The organism is Vibrio palustris (assembly GCF_024346995.1).
Taxonomy (GTDB): Bacteria; Pseudomonadota; Gammaproteobacteria; order Enterobacterales; family Vibrionaceae; genus Vibrio; species Vibrio palustris.
The window spans coordinates 453,983-471,019 of sequence record NZ_AP024887.1 but is presented as its reverse complement, the minus strand read 5'-3'; the positions used below and the strand labels follow the sequence as shown (position 1 = coordinate 471,019).

Annotated in this window: 15 protein-coding genes and 8 tRNA genes; 1 reads left to right on the top strand and 22 read right to left on the bottom strand. The window is 44.5% G+C overall.

All coding sequences use genetic code 11. The annotated features are described in order from the left end of the window. Nucleotides 1-412 precede the first annotated feature (412 nt). From OCU30_RS02330 to pncC, 14 genes are all read right to left on the bottom strand, one after another. Nucleotides 413-489: transfer RNA gene (locus tag OCU30_RS02330), tRNA-Arg, on the bottom strand. A 72-nt stretch (nt 490-561) separates the two neighbouring features. After that, a tRNA-Arg gene (locus OCU30_RS02325) sits at nt 562-638 on the bottom strand. A gap of 75 nt (nt 639-713) precedes the next feature. Beyond that, nucleotides 714-790, bottom strand: a tRNA-Arg gene (locus tag OCU30_RS02320). A gap of 73 nt (nt 791-863) precedes the next feature. Then, a tRNA-Arg gene (locus tag OCU30_RS02315) sits at nt 864-940 on the bottom strand. A gap of 74 nt (nt 941-1,014) precedes the next feature. Further along, nucleotides 1,015-1,091: transfer RNA gene (locus OCU30_RS02310), tRNA-Arg, on the bottom strand. 64 nt (nt 1,092-1,155) lie between these two features. Then, nucleotides 1,156-1,248 (bottom strand) — tRNA-Ser (locus OCU30_RS02305). A 33-nt stretch (nt 1,249-1,281) separates the two neighbouring features. Continuing rightward, nucleotides 1,282-1,358 (bottom strand) — tRNA-Arg (locus OCU30_RS02300). A gap of 33 nt (nt 1,359-1,391) precedes the next feature. Next, a tRNA-Ser gene (locus OCU30_RS02295) sits at nt 1,392-1,484 on the bottom strand. Between the two features lie 185 nt (nt 1,485-1,669). Continuing rightward, nucleotides 1,670-1,867, bottom strand: a complete 198-nt coding sequence (gene csrA, locus OCU30_RS02290; RefSeq protein WP_077315414.1) for a carbon storage regulator CsrA — start codon at nt 1,865-1,867, stop codon at nt 1,670-1,672. Between the two features lie 80 nt (nt 1,868-1,947). Further along, nucleotides 1,948-3,126, bottom strand: a complete 1,179-nt coding sequence (locus tag OCU30_RS02285; RefSeq protein ID WP_077315413.1) for an aspartate kinase — start codon at nt 3,124-3,126, stop codon at nt 1,948-1,950. A 194-nt stretch (nt 3,127-3,320) separates the two neighbouring features. Beyond that, the gene (gene alaS / locus OCU30_RS02280) at nt 3,321-5,903 is read right to left on the bottom strand and encodes an alanine--tRNA ligase (protein ID WP_077315412.1); all 2,583 of its coding nucleotides are present in this window, start codon (nt 5,901-5,903) and stop codon (nt 3,321-3,323) included. A gap of 246 nt (nt 5,904-6,149) precedes the next feature. Further along, nucleotides 6,150-6,611, bottom strand: coding sequence for a recombination regulator RecX (recX, locus tag OCU30_RS02275; protein WP_077315411.1), 462 nt, complete (start codon nt 6,609-6,611; stop codon nt 6,150-6,152). Nucleotides 6,612-6,683: 72 nt separating this feature from the next. Then, nucleotides 6,684-7,727, bottom strand: a complete 1,044-nt coding sequence (gene recA / locus OCU30_RS02270) for a recombinase RecA (RefSeq protein WP_077315410.1) — start codon at nt 7,725-7,727, stop codon at nt 6,684-6,686. Between the two features lie 148 nt (nt 7,728-7,875). Next, nucleotides 7,876-8,370, bottom strand: coding sequence for a nicotinamide-nucleotide amidase (gene pncC / locus OCU30_RS02265; RefSeq protein WP_476756243.1), 495 nt, complete (start codon nt 8,368-8,370; stop codon nt 7,876-7,878). Nucleotides 8,371-8,454: 84 nt separating this feature from the next. On the opposite strand from pncC, the gene mutS reads away from it, so the two are divergent. Continuing rightward, nucleotides 8,455-11,016, top strand: coding sequence for a DNA mismatch repair protein MutS (gene mutS, locus OCU30_RS02260; RefSeq protein ID WP_077315408.1), 2,562 nt, complete (start codon nt 8,455-8,457; stop codon nt 11,014-11,016). A 99-nt stretch (nt 11,017-11,115) separates the two neighbouring features. On the opposite strand, the gene rpoS is transcribed toward mutS, so the two are convergent. The 8 genes from rpoS to ftsB all read right to left on the bottom strand — a co-directional run bounded on the left by rpoS (nt 11,116) and on the right by ftsB (nt 16,998). Continuing rightward, nucleotides 11,116-12,093: an RNA polymerase sigma factor RpoS gene (gene rpoS / locus OCU30_RS02255; protein ID WP_077315407.1), complete on the bottom strand. Its 978-nt coding sequence runs from the start codon at nt 12,091-12,093 to the stop codon at nt 11,116-11,118. 74 nt (nt 12,094-12,167) lie between these two features. After that, nucleotides 12,168-13,085 carry a peptidoglycan DD-metalloendopeptidase family protein gene (locus OCU30_RS02250; protein ID WP_077315406.1) on the bottom strand — a complete coding sequence of 306 codons (918 nt, stop codon included), beginning with the start codon at nt 13,083-13,085 and terminating at the stop codon, nt 12,168-12,170. Continuing rightward, nucleotides 13,085-13,711: a protein-L-isoaspartate(D-aspartate) O-methyltransferase gene (locus OCU30_RS02245; protein WP_077315405.1), complete on the bottom strand. Its 627-nt coding sequence runs from the start codon at nt 13,709-13,711 to the stop codon at nt 13,085-13,087. The genes OCU30_RS02250 and OCU30_RS02245 overlap by 1 nt, the downstream gene beginning before the upstream one ends. A gap of 5 nt (nt 13,712-13,716) precedes the next feature. After that, complete coding sequence (surE, locus tag OCU30_RS02240; protein ID WP_077315404.1) at nt 13,717-14,472, bottom strand: 5'/3'-nucleotidase SurE; 756 nt, start codon at nt 14,470-14,472, stop codon at nt 13,717-13,719. Further along, a complete protein-coding gene (gene truD, locus OCU30_RS02235; protein ID WP_077315403.1) occupies nt 14,465-15,514 on the bottom strand; it encodes a tRNA pseudouridine(13) synthase TruD in 1,050 nt (349 codons plus the stop codon). The genes surE and truD overlap by 8 nt, the downstream gene beginning before the upstream one ends. 19 nt (nt 15,515-15,533) lie before the next feature. Continuing rightward, on the bottom strand, nt 15,534-16,010 hold the full coding sequence (ispF, locus tag OCU30_RS02230; protein WP_077315402.1) for a 2-C-methyl-D-erythritol 2,4-cyclodiphosphate synthase: 477 nt from the start codon (nt 16,008-16,010) through the stop codon (nt 15,534-15,536). Next, nucleotides 16,007-16,708: a 2-C-methyl-D-erythritol 4-phosphate cytidylyltransferase gene (gene ispD / locus OCU30_RS02225; RefSeq protein WP_077315401.1), complete on the bottom strand. Its 702-nt coding sequence runs from the start codon at nt 16,706-16,708 to the stop codon at nt 16,007-16,009. Before ispD ends, ispF begins: the two co-directional genes overlap by 4 nt. Continuing rightward, nucleotides 16,705-16,998 carry a cell division protein FtsB gene (gene ftsB, locus OCU30_RS02220; RefSeq protein WP_077315400.1) on the bottom strand — a complete coding sequence of 98 codons (294 nt, stop codon included), beginning with the start codon at nt 16,996-16,998 and terminating at the stop codon, nt 16,705-16,707. Before ftsB ends, ispD begins: the two co-directional genes overlap by 4 nt. Nucleotides 16,999-17,037: the final 39 nt, after the last annotated feature.

The window sequence follows — 17,037 nt, the reverse complement described above, 5'->3', positions numbered from 1 at the left end:
ACATTTCCCTACTTTGACGGCTAAAACAAATGAGCGGTTAATAAATATTCGGTATTGTTAACGTGTATGACTCATAGGTAACAGTCATATCTACCTTAGTCTATCCTACTCTGACCATCTTTCGTCAACCTAACATGATGAAAAAGCAGAGCCTTGTCCTTCAATCTAGCGCAACCTCCCCATACCTACCATCAAATAACAGCAACGCAACCTTCAGAGTGTGGCTTGAATCAGCAAACGCATAACGGTGCAATAAGCTTAATATTAGCTCAAACACAAAAATTTCAGAATAAGAGTTAGGAGATGCAGTGCAAAGTCAAAACACGCTCTAGCCCTCGCGAAGAGAGAAGTATGGAAGGAATAAAACATTCAGGCGAAAAAAAACCTCGCATAAGCGAGGTTTTTTTAAATATGGTGCGCCTGAGAGGATTCGAACCTCTGACCGCCTGGTTCGTAGCCAGGTACTCTATCCAGCTGAGCTACAGGCGCACATTGTGCTTTCGATACCGCGTACAAGCTGTATCAGGAACATGAATCTATAAAAAACAAATCCCTTAAAAGTGGTGCGCCTGAGAGGATTCGAACCTCTGACCGCCTGGTTCGTAGCCAGGTACTCTATCCAGCTGAGCTACAGGCGCACATGGTGCTTTCGATACCGCTTATATAAGCCATATCAGGAACATGAGTCTATTTAAAAACAAGTCCCTTAAAAGTGGTGCGCCTGAGAGGATTCGAACCTCTGACCGCCTGGTTCGTAGCCAGGTACTCTATCCAGCTGAGCTACAGGCGCACATTGTGCTTTCGATACCGCGTATAAGCTGTATCAGGAACATGAGTTTATTTAAAAACAAATCCCTTAAAAGTGGTGCGCCTGAGAGGATTCGAACCTCTGACCGCCTGGTTCGTAGCCAGGTACTCTATCCAGCTGAGCTACAGGCGCACATGGTGCTTTCGATACCGCTTATTAAGCCATATCAGGAACGTAAGTTTATTTAAAAACAAGTCCCTTAAAAGTGGTGCGCCTGAGAGGATTCGAACCTCTGACCGCCTGGTTCGTAGCCAGGTACTCTATCCAGCTGAGCTACAGGCGCACAGTTTGTGAAGTTTATCACAAAAATTTTATTATCAAACAAAAAAATGACCTTAAGGCCAAAATGGCGGTGAGGGAGGGATTCGAACCCTCGATACGGCTACAAACCGTATACTCCCTTAGCAGGGGAGCGCCTTCGGCCACTCGGCCACCTCACCACTTTTTGTTTTTATATTTTCTATAAGAAAATATGGTGCGCCTGAGAGGATTCGAACCTCTGACCGCCTGGTTCGTAGCCAGGTACTCTATCCAGCTGAGCTACAGGCGCACATTGTGCTTAATAAATTAAGCGTTGCAAGAATGGCGGTGAGGGAGGGATTCGAACCCTCGATACGGCTACAAACCGTATACTCCCTTAGCAGGGGAGCGCCTTCAGCCACTCGGCCACCTCACCGTCTTGCGGGGGCACATATTAAGGGGTAGCGAAAATATGTCAAACACTTTCTTAGCAAACTTTGCAAAAAAACACTTAAGCGTTGGGTATTTAACCAAAGCGCTGTGAATTTACACTTTAAACACAGTAAATCACTCAAGTACTAAAAAAGGCTAGCAAAAAATTTGCTAGCCTCAGAGTGTTCTTTAGTAATCGTCTGTTGCTACGTCACTACTGCCTTTTTCAGCTTGAATACGCATGTAGATCTCTTCGCGATGTACAGATACTTCTTTAGGTGCGTTAACACCGATACGTACTTGGTTACCTTTTACGCCCAAAACCGTTACGGTGACTTCATCACCAATCATGAGAGTTTCGCCAACACGGCGAGTTAAAATTAGCATTCTTTGCTCCTTGAGTAATCTCTATCATTTTTCTGCAACTACACTATTATCGATCAAAAGTCATAAATAGGTAAATTTATTCAGTCAAAAATGCTCTGTTGAGCCTTAGAATCACTGAACACGACAAAAGCATCATGTAATACATTAGCTGCTTTTTCGATATCACACGGCGCTAATAACAGCATCAATGCTTGAACCGTGGTAAAAGTGTAACAAATTTCAATATTTACATTGCTTAAGCAGTCGAACGCCGCATCAACAAAATGAGAGGCTTGTAAACCAACCATGGTTAATAAACTCACCGCTTTAGTGTTGCGGATTTTTTCGCTAAAAACCAGCATCAACTTCGCACAAGACTCTTGTTTTATTACGACTCCTGCCCATTCTGCTTCCCTGATCACATTCCAGACCTCAACACCCAATAATTGGCATTGTTTTAACACACTGTCACAGAACTCTGGAGCTAGAGTCACCAACGTCAACGTTTTCTGAATAGCAAGACCCGTCACGTTTTGATAGCTCTTATCTCCTTTTATCAAGGTTCCCGAGCCCGGTTGAAATGTTGATAAAACTCGCAGTGGTATCTTATGCTCATGGGCATAGCACACACTCGGTAAATGCAGGACTTTTGCCCCTTTCTGCGCCATCACCTTCATAGAAGGAAAATCGACCACAGCGAGCTTCTGAGCACGATGTACAATACGAGGGTCACTAGTGTAAACACCATCAACATCTGTATATATTTGACACTCCTGGGCGTTTAACGCGCCAGCTAAGGCCACAGCGCTCGTATCAGACCCACCTCTACCAAGCGTAGTAATATCACCGAGTTTATTCACACCCTGAAAACCTGCCACGATCACAATATGATTATGTGATAACAAATTTACAATGCGCTCAACTCTAATATCGAGAATACTTGCGTTGTTATATTGATCATTAGTCACAATATTCGCTTGCCCACCCGTGAGTGAGCTTGCTGAATAACCCAGCTTATTGAGCATCATAGCCACTAATGCCATCGATACCTGTTCCCCAGCAGAAAGCAATACATCGAGCTCTCGAGCATTAGGAACCGCATCAATGTCATCAGCCAAGCTTTGCAAACGATTTGTCTCTCCTGCCATAGCGGAAACCACCACAACAACATGACATCCTGCTTCTTTTGCTTGGATGATATGCTTGGCAACTTTTTGAATAGACTCTATTGAGCCTACAGAAGTTCCACCAAATTTCTGCACAATAAGGGGCTTTACCACCGTTCTCTACCTTGCTCGGCAATAAGCATTAACACGCTTATTGCCGTTTAATAAACTTGTTGTATATCGATATGCAAGTGACAAAAACAAAACCAAGTAGCTTACCGGACATCCCCGTAATGCTACTTGGCTAATTAAGTGAATATGGGCTCCATAACGGAGCCCTATTATTGTTATTGCATTATCTAATATTATTACAGACGTTCAGTTAGCCATTCATCAACTGACGCAAGCGCATTCGGTAATGCTTGAGCATCACTCCCCCCCGCTTGAGCCATATCTGGACGACCACCGCCTTTACCGCCGACTTGTTGAGCCACCATATTGACCAACTCACCTGCTTTAACTTTGCCTGTTAAATCTTTAGTAACACCAGCAATTAGACCAACTTTACCATCTGCTACATTACCTAGCATGATAATAGCGCTGCCTAATTGATTTTTCAGTTCGTCAACCATACCGCGCAGCGCTTTATTCTCTGCACCATCAAGTTGAGCCACTAATACGTTCACACCTGAAATTTGCTTAACTTGGCTAGTTAGGCTTGAACCTGCTTGCGCCGCTAGCTGCTCTTTCAAGTTCTGAATTTCTTTCTCTAATGACTTGGCTTTATTTGCCATCTCATCGGATTTTTCCGCGTATTTCTGCGCCTGCTCTTCAACGTAATCGAGTGCTGCTTCACCCGTGACCGCCTCGATACGACGCACACCCGCTGCAACGCCACCTTCATGCGTGATTTTGAACAAGCCAATATCACCAGTACGATGCGCGTGAATACCACCACACAATTCCGTAGAGAAGTCTTCCATGCTCAACACACGAACTTCATCATCGTATTTTTCACCGAACAATGCCATGGCACCCAGTGCTTTTGCATCTTCGATGTTCATGATGTTGGTATCGATTTCTAAGTTACGACGAACTTGTTGGTTCACCATGCGCTCAACTTGCTTGAGCTCATCTGCACTTACCGCTTCTAAATGAGAAAAGTCAAAACGTAAGCCTTCAGGACGAACTAACGAGCCTTTTTGCATAACATGCGTGCCAAGTAAACGACGTAGCGCTTCATGCAACAAGTGTGTTGCTGAGTGGTTTAACGCACTCGCATTACGGCGCTCTTTGTCTACGTTAGCATCAACACTATCTTTTTTGCTCAACACACCGTGTTCTAGCACACCATAATGACCAATTGCTTGACCAATTTTTTGCGTATCGTGAACCACAAAACGGCCAGTAGACGTTTCTAGGACACCCGTGTCACCACATTGACCACCAGATTCTGAATAAAATGGCGTTTCTTGTAGAACCACAATCGCATGGTCACCCGCAGACAGTGACTCAACAGACGCGCCATCGACAAAGAGTTCTACCACAACACTTTGTCCTTGATCCTGTGTATAGCCACAAAAATCAGAGGCACTTTGCGCTACCACTTGGTCATTGTAATCTTTTTCAAACTGTCCAGCTTCACGCGCTCGTTGACGCTGTGATTCCATCGCTGACTCAAAACCCGCTTCATCAATCGTAAAGCCACGTTCACGAGCAACATCGTTGGTTAAATCAGCTGGGAAACCGTACGTATCGTAAAGTTTAAATACCATTTCACCATCTAAAACATCGCCTTTCACGTTATCAAGAGCTTCGTTCAAGATGGTCATACCGCGATCTAGCGTACGTCCAAAGTTTTCTTCTTCAATACGTAAGATCTTTTCAACCATGTCTTGCTGCTGTTTGATGACATCACCAGCCGAGCCCATGATTTCAGCCAAAGGTCCAACTAGCTTATGGAAGAATGTACCTTTCGCTCCTAGCTTATTACCATGACGAACCGCACGACGAATAATACGACGTAGTACATAGCCACGGCCTTCATTTGATGGCATCACACCATCAACAATCAGGTATGCACAAGAACGAATATGGTCAGCCACAACACGCAGTGATTGACTCGATAAATCATCATAGCCAATAACGTCTGCAGCAGATTTTATCAGTTTTTGAAACACATCGATTTCGTAGTTTGAATGCACGCCTTGCATAATCGCAGAAATACGCTCAATTCCCATACCTGTATCGACAGAAGGCTTAGGAAGTGGGTGCATGACACCGTCAGCATCACGGTTAAACTGCATGAAAACGTTATTCCAGATTTCGATGAAACGATCCCCATCTTCTTCCGGCGTACCTGGACGACCGCCCCAAATATGCTCACCGTGATCATAAAAGATCTCAGAACAAGGACCACAAGGACCCGTATCCCCCATTTGCCAGAAGTTATCTGACTCGTAAGGTTTACCGCCCTCTTTGTCTCCAATGCGTACAATACGATCTGCTGGAATACCAATTTGTTTATTCCAGATATCAAATGCTTCGTCATCGGTTTGATAAATAGTGACCAACAGACGTTCTGCGGGTAATTTGAGAACATCCGTTAAGAATTCCCATGCAAACTTAATAGCCTCTTCTTTGAAATAGTCACCAAGACTAAAGTTACCTAACATTTCAAAGAAGGTGTGGTGGCGCGCTGTGAAACCAACGTTTTCAAGATCGTTGTGCTTACCACCCGCACGAACACAACGCTGAGCCGTAGTGGCTCGCGTATAGGCGCGCTTTTCTAGACCAAGAAAGCAGTCTTTAAATTGGTTCATCCCCGCGTTAGTAAACAGCAGGGTAGGATCATCATGAGGTACCAGCGATGAACTATCGACGATCTGGTGACCTTTTTTTTCAAAGAATGAGAGGAACGCATTGCGAACCTCATCCGTGCTCATATACATGCAGCTCTTCCTGAAATTCTTAAGTGAGATTTTTGCGCTATTGTAAAGCATGGATAAGACTTCGCCTAGTTTCTTCTAGAAAAAGTATTCGTAATACAAGACAGAAACCAGTCGCTGAACAATGGCAACCCAATGCATTAATCGATTGATGCACACTTTACACGACACGCTAGCGCGCTTAATTGCCAGAGAACAACCCAGCATATAAAACTCAATATACGCTGTTTATATCGTTTTAAAATATAATTACTCGTCATCCTCATTTAGTGCATATTGGATTTGATCAAAAGAATAGCCACGATACTGTAAAAACCTAACTTGCTTGGCATACTCTTTTTTATCCGCAGCAGGCTTACCTTTAAATTTTTTCAAAGCCGTTTCTTTAGCTAACTCAAACCAATCCGGTCCTTCTTCTTCAAGTGCCGCTTCAATCACGGATTCAGCAACACGCTTAGCATTCAATTCTTGTTGAATACGACGTTTACCATGGCCTTTAAAGACATGTTGACGCACTTGGCTTTTCGCAAAGCGCAAGTCATCCAGATAATGATATTCGTGACAAAATGCCATAGCCTTTTGAATTTCATCATCTTCATAACCTTTTTGCGAAAGCTTTTGCTGTAATTCATGAATACCATGATCACGACGACTTAGACACTGAATCGCCGCTTCTTTTACCGAAAGCGTCGGCTTTTTTTTAGGGTACATATGTTTTCTCCAGATAGCCAAAAGCCCCGCATAGGCGAGGCTTTCATCAACGTACCATTAAAGCAATACGTGTTACTTTTCTTCTTTCTCTGGTACCGCGCCAAACTCAGCTTCTTCGGCAGGCTTAACTGGGTTTAGCAACATTTCGCGCAGAGTTGAATCGATAGTCGTCCCTACTTCAGTATGCTCACGTAAGTACTTACATGCATTCGCTTTACCTTGGCCAATTTTATCGCCATTGTAGCTATACCATGCACCTGCTTTTTCAACCAACTTATGTTTAACGCCTAGGTCAACCAATTCACCTTCACGGTTGAAGCCTTGTCCATACAAGATTTGCGTATGTGCTTCTCTAAATGGTGCGGCAATTTTGTTTTTCACCACTTTGATGCGTGTTTCGTTACCGACAACTTCATCACCGTCTTTGATAGCACCAGTACGACGAATATCCAAACGAACTGACGCATAAAACTTCAGTGCATTACCGCCTGTGGTCGTTTCTGGGTTACCGAACATAACACCAATTTTCATACGAATTTGGTTGATGAAGATACACATACAGTTAGAGGCTTTCAGGTTACCCGTTAGCTTACGCATTGCTTGAGAGAGCATACGCGCTTGAAGACCCATGTGGCTATCGCCCATTTCACCTTCAATTTCTGCTTTCGGAGTCAAAGCGGCAACCGAGTCAATAACCATCACATCAACCGCACCTGAGCGAGCTAATGCATCACAAATTTCTAGTGCCTGTTCACCAGTATCAGGCTGAGAGACTAAAAGCTCATCAATATTAACGCCTAATTTACCAGCGTAGATAGGATCCAAAGCGTGCTCAGCATCAATAAACGCACAGGTTTTACCGACACGTTGTGCTGCCGCGATAAGTTCAAGCGTTAACGTTGTTTTACCTGATGATTCTGGACCATATACTTCAACGATACGTCCCATTGGCAAGCCACCAGCACCCAATGCGATATCTAGAGAAAGCGACCCCGTTGAAATGGTTTCTACATCCATTGCGCGGTTGTCACCTAAGCGCATGATAGAACCTTTACCGAATTGCTTTTCAATTTGGCCAAGTGCTGCGGCCAGCGCTTTTTGTTTATTTTCGTCCATTACTTTCTCCAGACTGTCACTCATTGTGTGATCGGTGAATGCGTCATTGTGAATTCGACAATTAATGTCTTTGATAGCATTCATTATACTGTTTATTCATACAGTGTCTACCCCTGTATAAGAATTTTTTGGTCTCATTCGACGCACATCACTCTATGACTGGACTGAGATGTTCGCTAATGATTTGTAAAGCATAACAAACGGCTTGAGCGCGAACCTCGCGGCGACTCCCTGTAAAATATTGAGTACTCACATGTTGCCACCCTGAGGTATCGGCCCACGCAAAACATACCGTCCCTACCGGTTTGTGCTCTGAGCCCCCACTTGGGCCGGCAATACCACTGATCGCAACCGCTAACGTTCCTTGTGACGCTGCTAATGCGCCGCTCGCCATTTCTTGAACTACCGGCTCAGATACGGCGCCAAAAGTCTCTAGTGTCGACTCTTTTACACCAATCATCGCGTGTTTTGCTTCATTACTATAAGTCACAAAAGCGCGATCGAACCACTGCGAACTTCCAGCAACATCGGTCACTAAAGCCGCTACACCGCCGCCCGTGCACGACTCAGCAGTCACTAATACATGCTTAGCCGCGTGTAGCTGTCTACCAACTTTTTGACTTAATGCGTATTGCGATTCCACGATCAAAAACCTCTTTACATCTTTTCGCATCAAAGTGATTCACGTATCCTAAGCTGCAATGTTCTCAAAGAAAAGAAATAAGCCGTGACTGCTGAACAAAAACATACCCCAATGATGCAACAATATCTCAAACTCAAAGCTGAGAACCCAGATATTTTGTTATTTTACCGTATGGGAGATTTTTACGAACTCTTCTACGATGATGCGAAACGGGCATCGCAATTGCTCGATATATCGCTAACCAAACGTGGAGCTTCAGCAGGTGAGCCAATTCCAATGGCCGGTGTTCCTTTTCATGCTGTCGAAAACTACTTAGCTAAGTTAGTACAGCAAGGTGAATCCGTCGCTATTTGTGAACAAATTGGCGATCCCGCCACGAGCAAAGGCCCTGTAGAACGTAAAGTAGTACGGATTATTACCCCAGGCACAGTCACCGATGAAGCGTTACTCTCCGAGCGCGTCGATAACCTTATTGCGGCTATCTATTATCAAGATGGACGCTTTGGTTATTCTACGCTGGATTTAACTTCAGGTCGCTTCCAATTATGTGAACCTGAGTCGGAAGAAGAAATGGCCGCGGAGTTACAACGCACAGCCCCGCGCGAATTGTTATTTCCCGAAGATTTCACCCCCGTCCATTTGATGGAGCATCGCCAAGGTAACCGACGTCGCCCTATCTGGGAGTTTGAGATTGATACTGCGAAACAACAACTTAATCAACAATTCGGTACAAAAGATTTAATTGGTTTTGGCGTAGAGAATGCCCAGCGCGGATTATGCGCAGCAGGCTGTTTGATTCAATATGTTAAAGACACGCAGCGCACTACTTTACCTCATATTCGCTCGTTAACCTTAGATCGCCAAGATCAATCGGTGATTTTGGATGCCGCGACACGACGCAATCTTGAGCTGACGCAAAATTTATCTGGCGGACTTGATAATACCCTTGCCGAAGTACTCGACCAATGTGCGACTGCTATGGGAAGTCGTATGCTCAAACGCTGGATTCACCAGCCTATGCGCCATATTGATACCCTAAACCAGCGCTTAGACGCCATTGCAGAATTTAAAGACAGCGGCGTATTTTCAGATATTCAGCCAGTACTAAAAGCGATTGGCGATATTGAACGTATTTTAGCGCGTTTAGCTCTACGCTCGGCGCGCCCGCGGGATCTCGCCCGTTTACGTAATGCGCTCCAGCAGTTAGAAGAATTACGCGAAGTCACTCAAGAACTGAAACATCCGTATTTACATAAACTGGCTCAATACACTCGCCCACAAGACGATTTATGTGACTTATTAACGTCCGCGATTATTGATAACCCTCCAGTGGTGATCCGCGATGGCGGCGTCATTGCCCCTGGCTACAATGAAGAGTTGGATCATTGCCGCGATCTCGCAAATGGCGCAACAGAATATCTAGAGAAGCTGGAACGTGATGAACGTGAACGTCACGGCATTGATACGCTAAAGGTTGGTTACAACAATGTACACGGATTTTATATTCAAGTAAGTCGTGGGCAAAGTCATCTTGTACCACCGCATTATATCCGTCGCCAAACGTTAAAAAATGCTGAACGCTATATCATTCCGGAGCTTAAAGAACATGAAGATAAAGTGCTTAACTCCAAGTCACAAGCATTGGCACTCGAGAAAAAATTGTGGGAACAATTATTTGACTTACTGCTCCCGCACTTAGAAGCACTGCAAAATTTAGCGTCAGCCTTATCGCAATTCGATATATTGCAAAACTTAGCTGAACGTGCGGAGAGTCTCGATTATTGCCGCCCGCAGTTGACTGACTCTACGGGAATTCATATTCAAGCAGGTCGACACCCAGTGGTCGAACAGGTCATGAGCGACCCTTTTATTTCTAACCCGATCGACCTTGATCCTCAGCGCCAAATGCTGATCATTACCGGACCAAACATGGGCGGTAAATCAACTTATATGCGTCAAACTGCTTTAATTGCTCTCATGGCTCATATTGGATCATTTGTCCCAGCAGAACAGGCAAGCATCGGTCTGCTTGATCGCATCTTTACGCGTATCGGTGCATCAGATGATCTTGCATCGGGACGCTCTACCTTCATGGTTGAAATGACCGAAACCGCCAACATTTTGCATAACGCCACCAAACATAGCTTAGTGTTAATGGATGAAATCGGTCGTGGTACCAGCACTTATGATGGCTTATCACTCGCATGGGCAAGTGCAGAATGGCTAGCTAAACAAATCGGTGCACTCACATTATTTGCGACGCACTACTTTGAACTCACTGAATTGCCACAATTGTTGCCTAACTTAGTCAACGTACATTTAGACGCGGTAGAACATGGCGAGACCATTGCCTTTATGCACTCAGTCAATGAAGGCGCCGCCAGTAAATCCTATGGATTAGCCGTTGCAGGGCTCGCTGGTGTGCCAAAAACAGTGATTAAGAATGCTCGCCAAAAGTTAGCGCAGCTTGAGCAACTAGGTCATCAATCAGCACCATCAACCCAGAATGCTGTCGATATCGCCAATCAATTAAGTTTGATCCCTGAACCCAGTGAAATAGAGGAGCGTCTTGCCAATCTTGATCCGAACGATCTCTCGCCACGTCAAGCGCTCGATCTGGTTTATCAGTTAAAGAAAATGCTGTAGCTGTGAAACTCATACTGAATTGATACATGCAAAACTCAAGCAGATCAAAAAAGGCACTCCAATAGGAGTGCCTTTTGAATAAACAACTTGAATGTGTTTTTAGAATTCAGTTTCAACGTTAAATAGCGATTCCATGCTCAAACCTTGTTTCACAAGGATCTCACGTAAGCGTCGTAAGCCTTCTACTTGAATCTGACGAACACGTTCACGGGTCAGACTGATTTCACGGCCGACTTCCTCTAACGTAGAGGGTTCATAGCCCAACAACCCAAAACGACGAGCTAGAACTTCTTTCTGCTTTGGATTCAGTTCATCTAACCAGTTGACTAGTGACGCTTTGATATCATTGTCTTGAGTCGAAACTTCAGGATCAGAATGGTTACCGTCAGGAATGATATCTAATAACGCTTTATCGCCATCACCACCAATTGGAGTATCTACTGAACTGATACGCTCATTGAGACGCAGCATTTTACTGACATCTTCCACTGGCTTATCAAGCTCGAACGCGATTTCTTCTGCTGTCGGCTCGTGGTCTAAGCGCTGAGACAATTCACGTGCAGTACGCAAGTAAATGTTGAGCTCTTTTACCACGTGAATAGGTAAACGAATTGTACGCGTTTGGTTCATAAGAGCGCGTTCAATGGTTTGTCGAATCCACCACGTTGCATACGTTGAAAAACGAAATCCACGTTCTGGATCAAATTTTTCGACGGCGCGAATAAGACCAAGGTTACCTTCTTCAATCAGATCAAGAAGAGCTAGACCACGATTACCATAACGGCGAGAAATTTTAACAACTAATCGCAAGTTACTTTCAATCATGCGTTTTCGAGCAGTATCACAGCCACGAAGTGCACGTCGAGCGTACAGTACTTCTTCTTCTGCTGTTAAGAGTGGTGAAAAGCCGATCTCACTTAAGTACATTTGAGTCGCGTCTAAACTCTTTGAAGATACTTCTACATCTTCGTGAGAATCGTTACTTTTTTTCGTTGGAGCATCAGAACTCGAATCATTATGATGAATTGCATCAAACTCAAATTCTTCAACCTTTGTAGCGGTATTACTAATACTCATAGTGCCTCCCCATGGCGAGCTTAGCAAAACATTACAACCTCAATGCTGCTAAATTCTCTATCTATAAAGTATAATTACGGTAAGTAACGTTTTGGATTAACGGACTTACCTTGATAACGAATTTCAAAATGTAATCGAACGCTAGATGCTCCAGAACTGCCCATAGTCGCAATCTTTTGTCCACCTCTCACATTCTGGCCTTCCTTGACTAACAACTTGTCATTGTGCGCATAAGCACTAATGTAATCATCATTATGTTTAATGATGACCAGGTTGCCATATCCTCGTAACGCATTACCCGAGTATACAACCACCCCCGCAGCCGCCGCGGTAATCGATTGTCCACGCTGACCAGCGATATCAATACCCCGATTACCTTGGTTACCCGCAGAATAGTTTTTCACTACTCTGCCTTTCGTCGGCCAATACCATTTGGTGATTTTTTGGTCACTAAAATTAGCATGACTTACATTAGCATTTACATTGCCTTTACTTTCAGAACCAACATACTCTTTTGTTTTTGTTGAATCAATCCCCTTATTGGTGGTTTTTCCACCCTCTTTAGGGGTATTTTTAGACTTTTTAGATGGAGATGCTGCTTTTGCGACATGCGGATACACAGCTTTAGGGGTTGACGGCACAGATGGGGTGCTGTTTTTTTGCTCAGAAGTCTTGGACTTACGGCCATAACTTGGCGCTTGGTAGCGAGGTTGCCACAGTTTAAGTTTATCTCCGGGGTGAATCACATAAGGAGGCGTTAAATTGTTGTAACTAATTATTTCTTCAATACTCTTATCGGTCACATAAGAAATGAAATACAATGTATTCCCCGGTTTTACAACGTAGTAACTCCCGCGGTAACTTCCTCGTTGAATGGAGTCATAATCTTTACCCAACCCAGAGACTGGTGCTGGCGCATGGGGAGCACATCCTAGTAATACACTAGATAATGTTGTCATCAGCACGGCACATTTAAGTTGGGATTTAATCATTACGCTAATTCACCTGAGACTAAAGGTACGAAGCGAACTTCTTCCACCGGTTGAGATAAATAAGTGCCGCCTTGACGTACGACCTTATACAATTGTTGCTGTTCATTGCCGACAGGAATAACCAATCGCCCATGATCCGCTAATTGATCAATTAATGCCTGAGGTATGTTATCCGCAGCAGCCGTCACAATAATAGCATCGAAAGGTCCTTTACTAGCCCAACCTTCCCAGCCATCACTATGCTTGGTCGAAACGTTATAAATATCCAATTTCTTTAGCCGACGTTTGGCATTCCACTGCAACGACTTGATGCGTTCAACCGAGTACACTCGCTCTACCAATTGTGACAAGATTGCCGTTTGGTAGCCCGAGCCAGTACCAATTTCCAGCACTCGACTAAATGGCGTTAATTCAAGCAACTGTGTCATTTTTGCCACAATATATGGCTGAGAGATGGTTTGTCCTTGTCCAATAGGCAGCGCATTATTGTCATAAGCTTGATGCATCATCGCTTGTGCAACAAAGTGCTCCCTTGGTAAAGCATAAATCGCCGATAACACACGTTCATCGCTAATGCCTTGTTCGGCTAAAAACTGAACTAACTTTTCAGCTTTTGGGTTAGCCATTATCCCTATCCTTTCAACCATTGAGTGATAGAACCCAGAGCTTCATGAGCAGTTAAATCAACCTGTAGCGGTGTAATTGATACAAAACCATGCTCAATCGCGTAGAAATCCGTTCCTTGTCCTGCATCTTGCTTTTGTCCTGGAGGACCTAGCCAATAGATGTCTTGCCCACGTGGATCTTGCTGGCGAATCATCGCTTCAGCATGATGACGTGCGCCTAACCGGGTCGTTTGTATCCCCTCAAGGTGTTCCAACATCACGTCCGGAACATTAATGTTTAACAAACGATTATCAGGAATAGGCATAGATACATGCTGCTGTACTAGTCGCTTCGCAATCTTGGCGGCCGTGGTAAAGCATTGTTTACCTACCAATGAAAAGGCCATCGCGGGCACACCAAGAAAATGGGCCTCCATTGCCGCCGCAACCGTCCCCGAATACAACACATCATCACCTAAATTGGCACCATGATTAATGCCAGTCACCACTAAATCCGGTAGTGAACCTTTCATCAATTCATTTAAGGCAAAGTGTACACAATCAGTGGGTGTCCCTTGCACAGAATAACAACGCGGGGCAATTTCATTAACTCGTAAAGGCTGTTCTAAAGTGAGCGAGTTTGATGCTCCTGACCGGTTACGGTCAGGAGCGACGATCGTTATCGTTGCAATATCTTTTAGCTCTTCAGCTAAGGTACGAATCCCCTCAGCATGAACGCCATCATCATTACTCAGTAATATGTTCAATTTTTTTTCAGTCATATTGACGCTCTACTGGAATCTCTTCGATAAGTTCGCGAGTGATTGCAGTAGCAAAACTACCAGAATCGAGCTCGAATTTTAATGTAATCATATCGTTATCAACACTCCAGTGAAAGTTTTGTGCTCGTAAAGATACGCCACGGCGATCATGACGCATGCGATTACCACGAATCAGAGCCATTAAATCGCCTTCTTGATCAATACACGCTTGCTCAATGTCTAGCGCTTTTCCTTGCGTCGGCAAGGCATTATCCCCAGCCAAAGCCGCCGTAATCACCGCCTGCTCACTATTAACACTTGACTGAATAGATGCCAGTGATGCTTCATCGACCAATGTTGTTTCGCCATTTTGTTGTTGCACAATATCGCCAACAATCACTTGCTCAAAGAGGCCCAGCTCAATCCGTTTAGAGAGAATATGATTAAAAATCCATGAACGAGCCGTCGACAAATACATACTTCGTTTGTTGCTATTACGGGTACGGACATTATTGCGCCCCCAACGACGAGCTTCATGTAAGTTATTACCTTCACGACCAAAACGCTGGCTACCAAAATAGTTGGGTACACCTTGCTCTTTCACGATGGCTAAACGCGCCAAGACATCTTCAACATTTGTCACCTCAGATAACACCACTTCAAAGGCATTACCTTGCAAATCACCAGGGCGTAATTTTTTATGATGGCGAGCCGTGTCTAAAACTTCAATTGTCGTATGCTCTTGTAAAAAACCGCTAAGATCCGGCTCTTCCCCTCCAGGTAAATAAACGCTGAACCATTGTTCGGTGACGGCATGGCGATCTTTTAACCCCGCCCAGCTCACATCTTTGGAGGTGACGCCACACGCTTTGGCTAATTCATTGGCAACAAAACTGGTATTTTCACCGGTTTTACGGATGCGTACCATCCAATGCTCACCATGCCCAGATAACTCATAACCTAAGTTTTCAATGACACGAAAGTGTTCATGTTTTGCTTTCAATTTCGCTTTGGCTGTCGGCTGACCGCACAAATAGGCAAAAGGGGATAATATATCTGTCATTTTTTTCTTTCCGATAGCCCTAGGCTTGAGTCAACAACACTACAGCTTCGCATGCAATGCCTTCTTTACGCCCGGTAAAACCAAGACGTTCACTGGTAGTCGCTTTCACGTTGATTTGCCCAAGTTCACTCTCTAAATCTTGAGCAATCGCCGCGCACATATCCATAATATGAGGGGCCATTTTCGGCGCCTGCGCAATAATCGTGATATCAGCATTCCCTAATTTATAACCACGTTCTTTCACTCTGCGATACACATCCTTGAGTAAATCTCGGCTGTTCGCGCCTTTCCATTGGTCATCCGTATCAGGGAAATGTCGACCGATATCACCTTCAGCAATCGCTCCTAATAAAGCATCTGCCAACGCATGCAAGGCAACATCGCCATCTGAATGAGCGAGTAAACCGTACTCATAAGGAATGGCAACGCCACCAATGATTACTGGGCCTTCGCCGCCAAACTTATGTACATCAAAACCATGGCCAACTCGTATCATGTCGACTCCTTATTACGTCGTAAATAAAACTCGGCTAATGCGAGATCTTCTGGTTGAGTAATTTTTATATTATCTGAACGTCCTGCGACTAATGCAGGCTGAGCGCCTCGCCATTCAAAAGCAGAAGCTTCATCTGTTAGAGTAACCCCTTGCTGTAAAGCGTCACTAAGAATCGTAAATAATGCATCACAACGAAACATCTGCGGAGTCAGGGCATGCCATAATGCCAAGCGTTCTACCGTATGATCAATCGTGTTATTGGGGCCAGAACGCTTCATCGTATCACGCACTGGAGTGGCCAAAATGCCCCCCACCTCATGAGATATTGCCGTCTCAATCAAGCGAGTAATATCGGATAACTGCACACAAGGCCTAGCAGCATCGTGAACCATCACCCATTCACTGTGCATATGATGATGGACATAATCGAGCGCCGACAATACTGAATCCGCTCGCTCACCACCACCAACCACCGACGTTACTCGCGGATGCTGAGTCAATGAAAGCTGAGCATAGTAAGGGTCTTCAGCGCTCACTGCGATCACGACCTGATCAATGTTTGGGTGGCGAAGAAGCTTATCGACTGTGTGTTCTAAGACAGATTTACCCAGTAGCGATAAATATTGTTTAGGGCGATCCGCTTGCATGCGGCTACCAATACCAGCGGCCGGCACAATAGCCGTAATCATGGCGGTCATTGTGCCTCTTCCTTATTCTCATCGCCAATAATTCGATAAAAGGTTTCGCCTTTTTTTACCAAGCCCAGCTCATGCCGTGCTCGCTCTTCAATGGCATCTTTACCTTTTCTTAAATCATCAATTTCCGCAAACATTTCTTGATTACGCTCATGCAAGTTCGCATTCGCTTTTTCTTGCGCTGCGATTTCACTCGACACTTTCTGATAATCCGACACTCCGTTTTTTCCAAACCAAAGTGTGTATTGTAAAATGCCCAGTAACACCATCAATGCGACTGCAAAAATGCGCATAAATTTCTACCCATCATTGAAAATGATGCCGCAATTAAG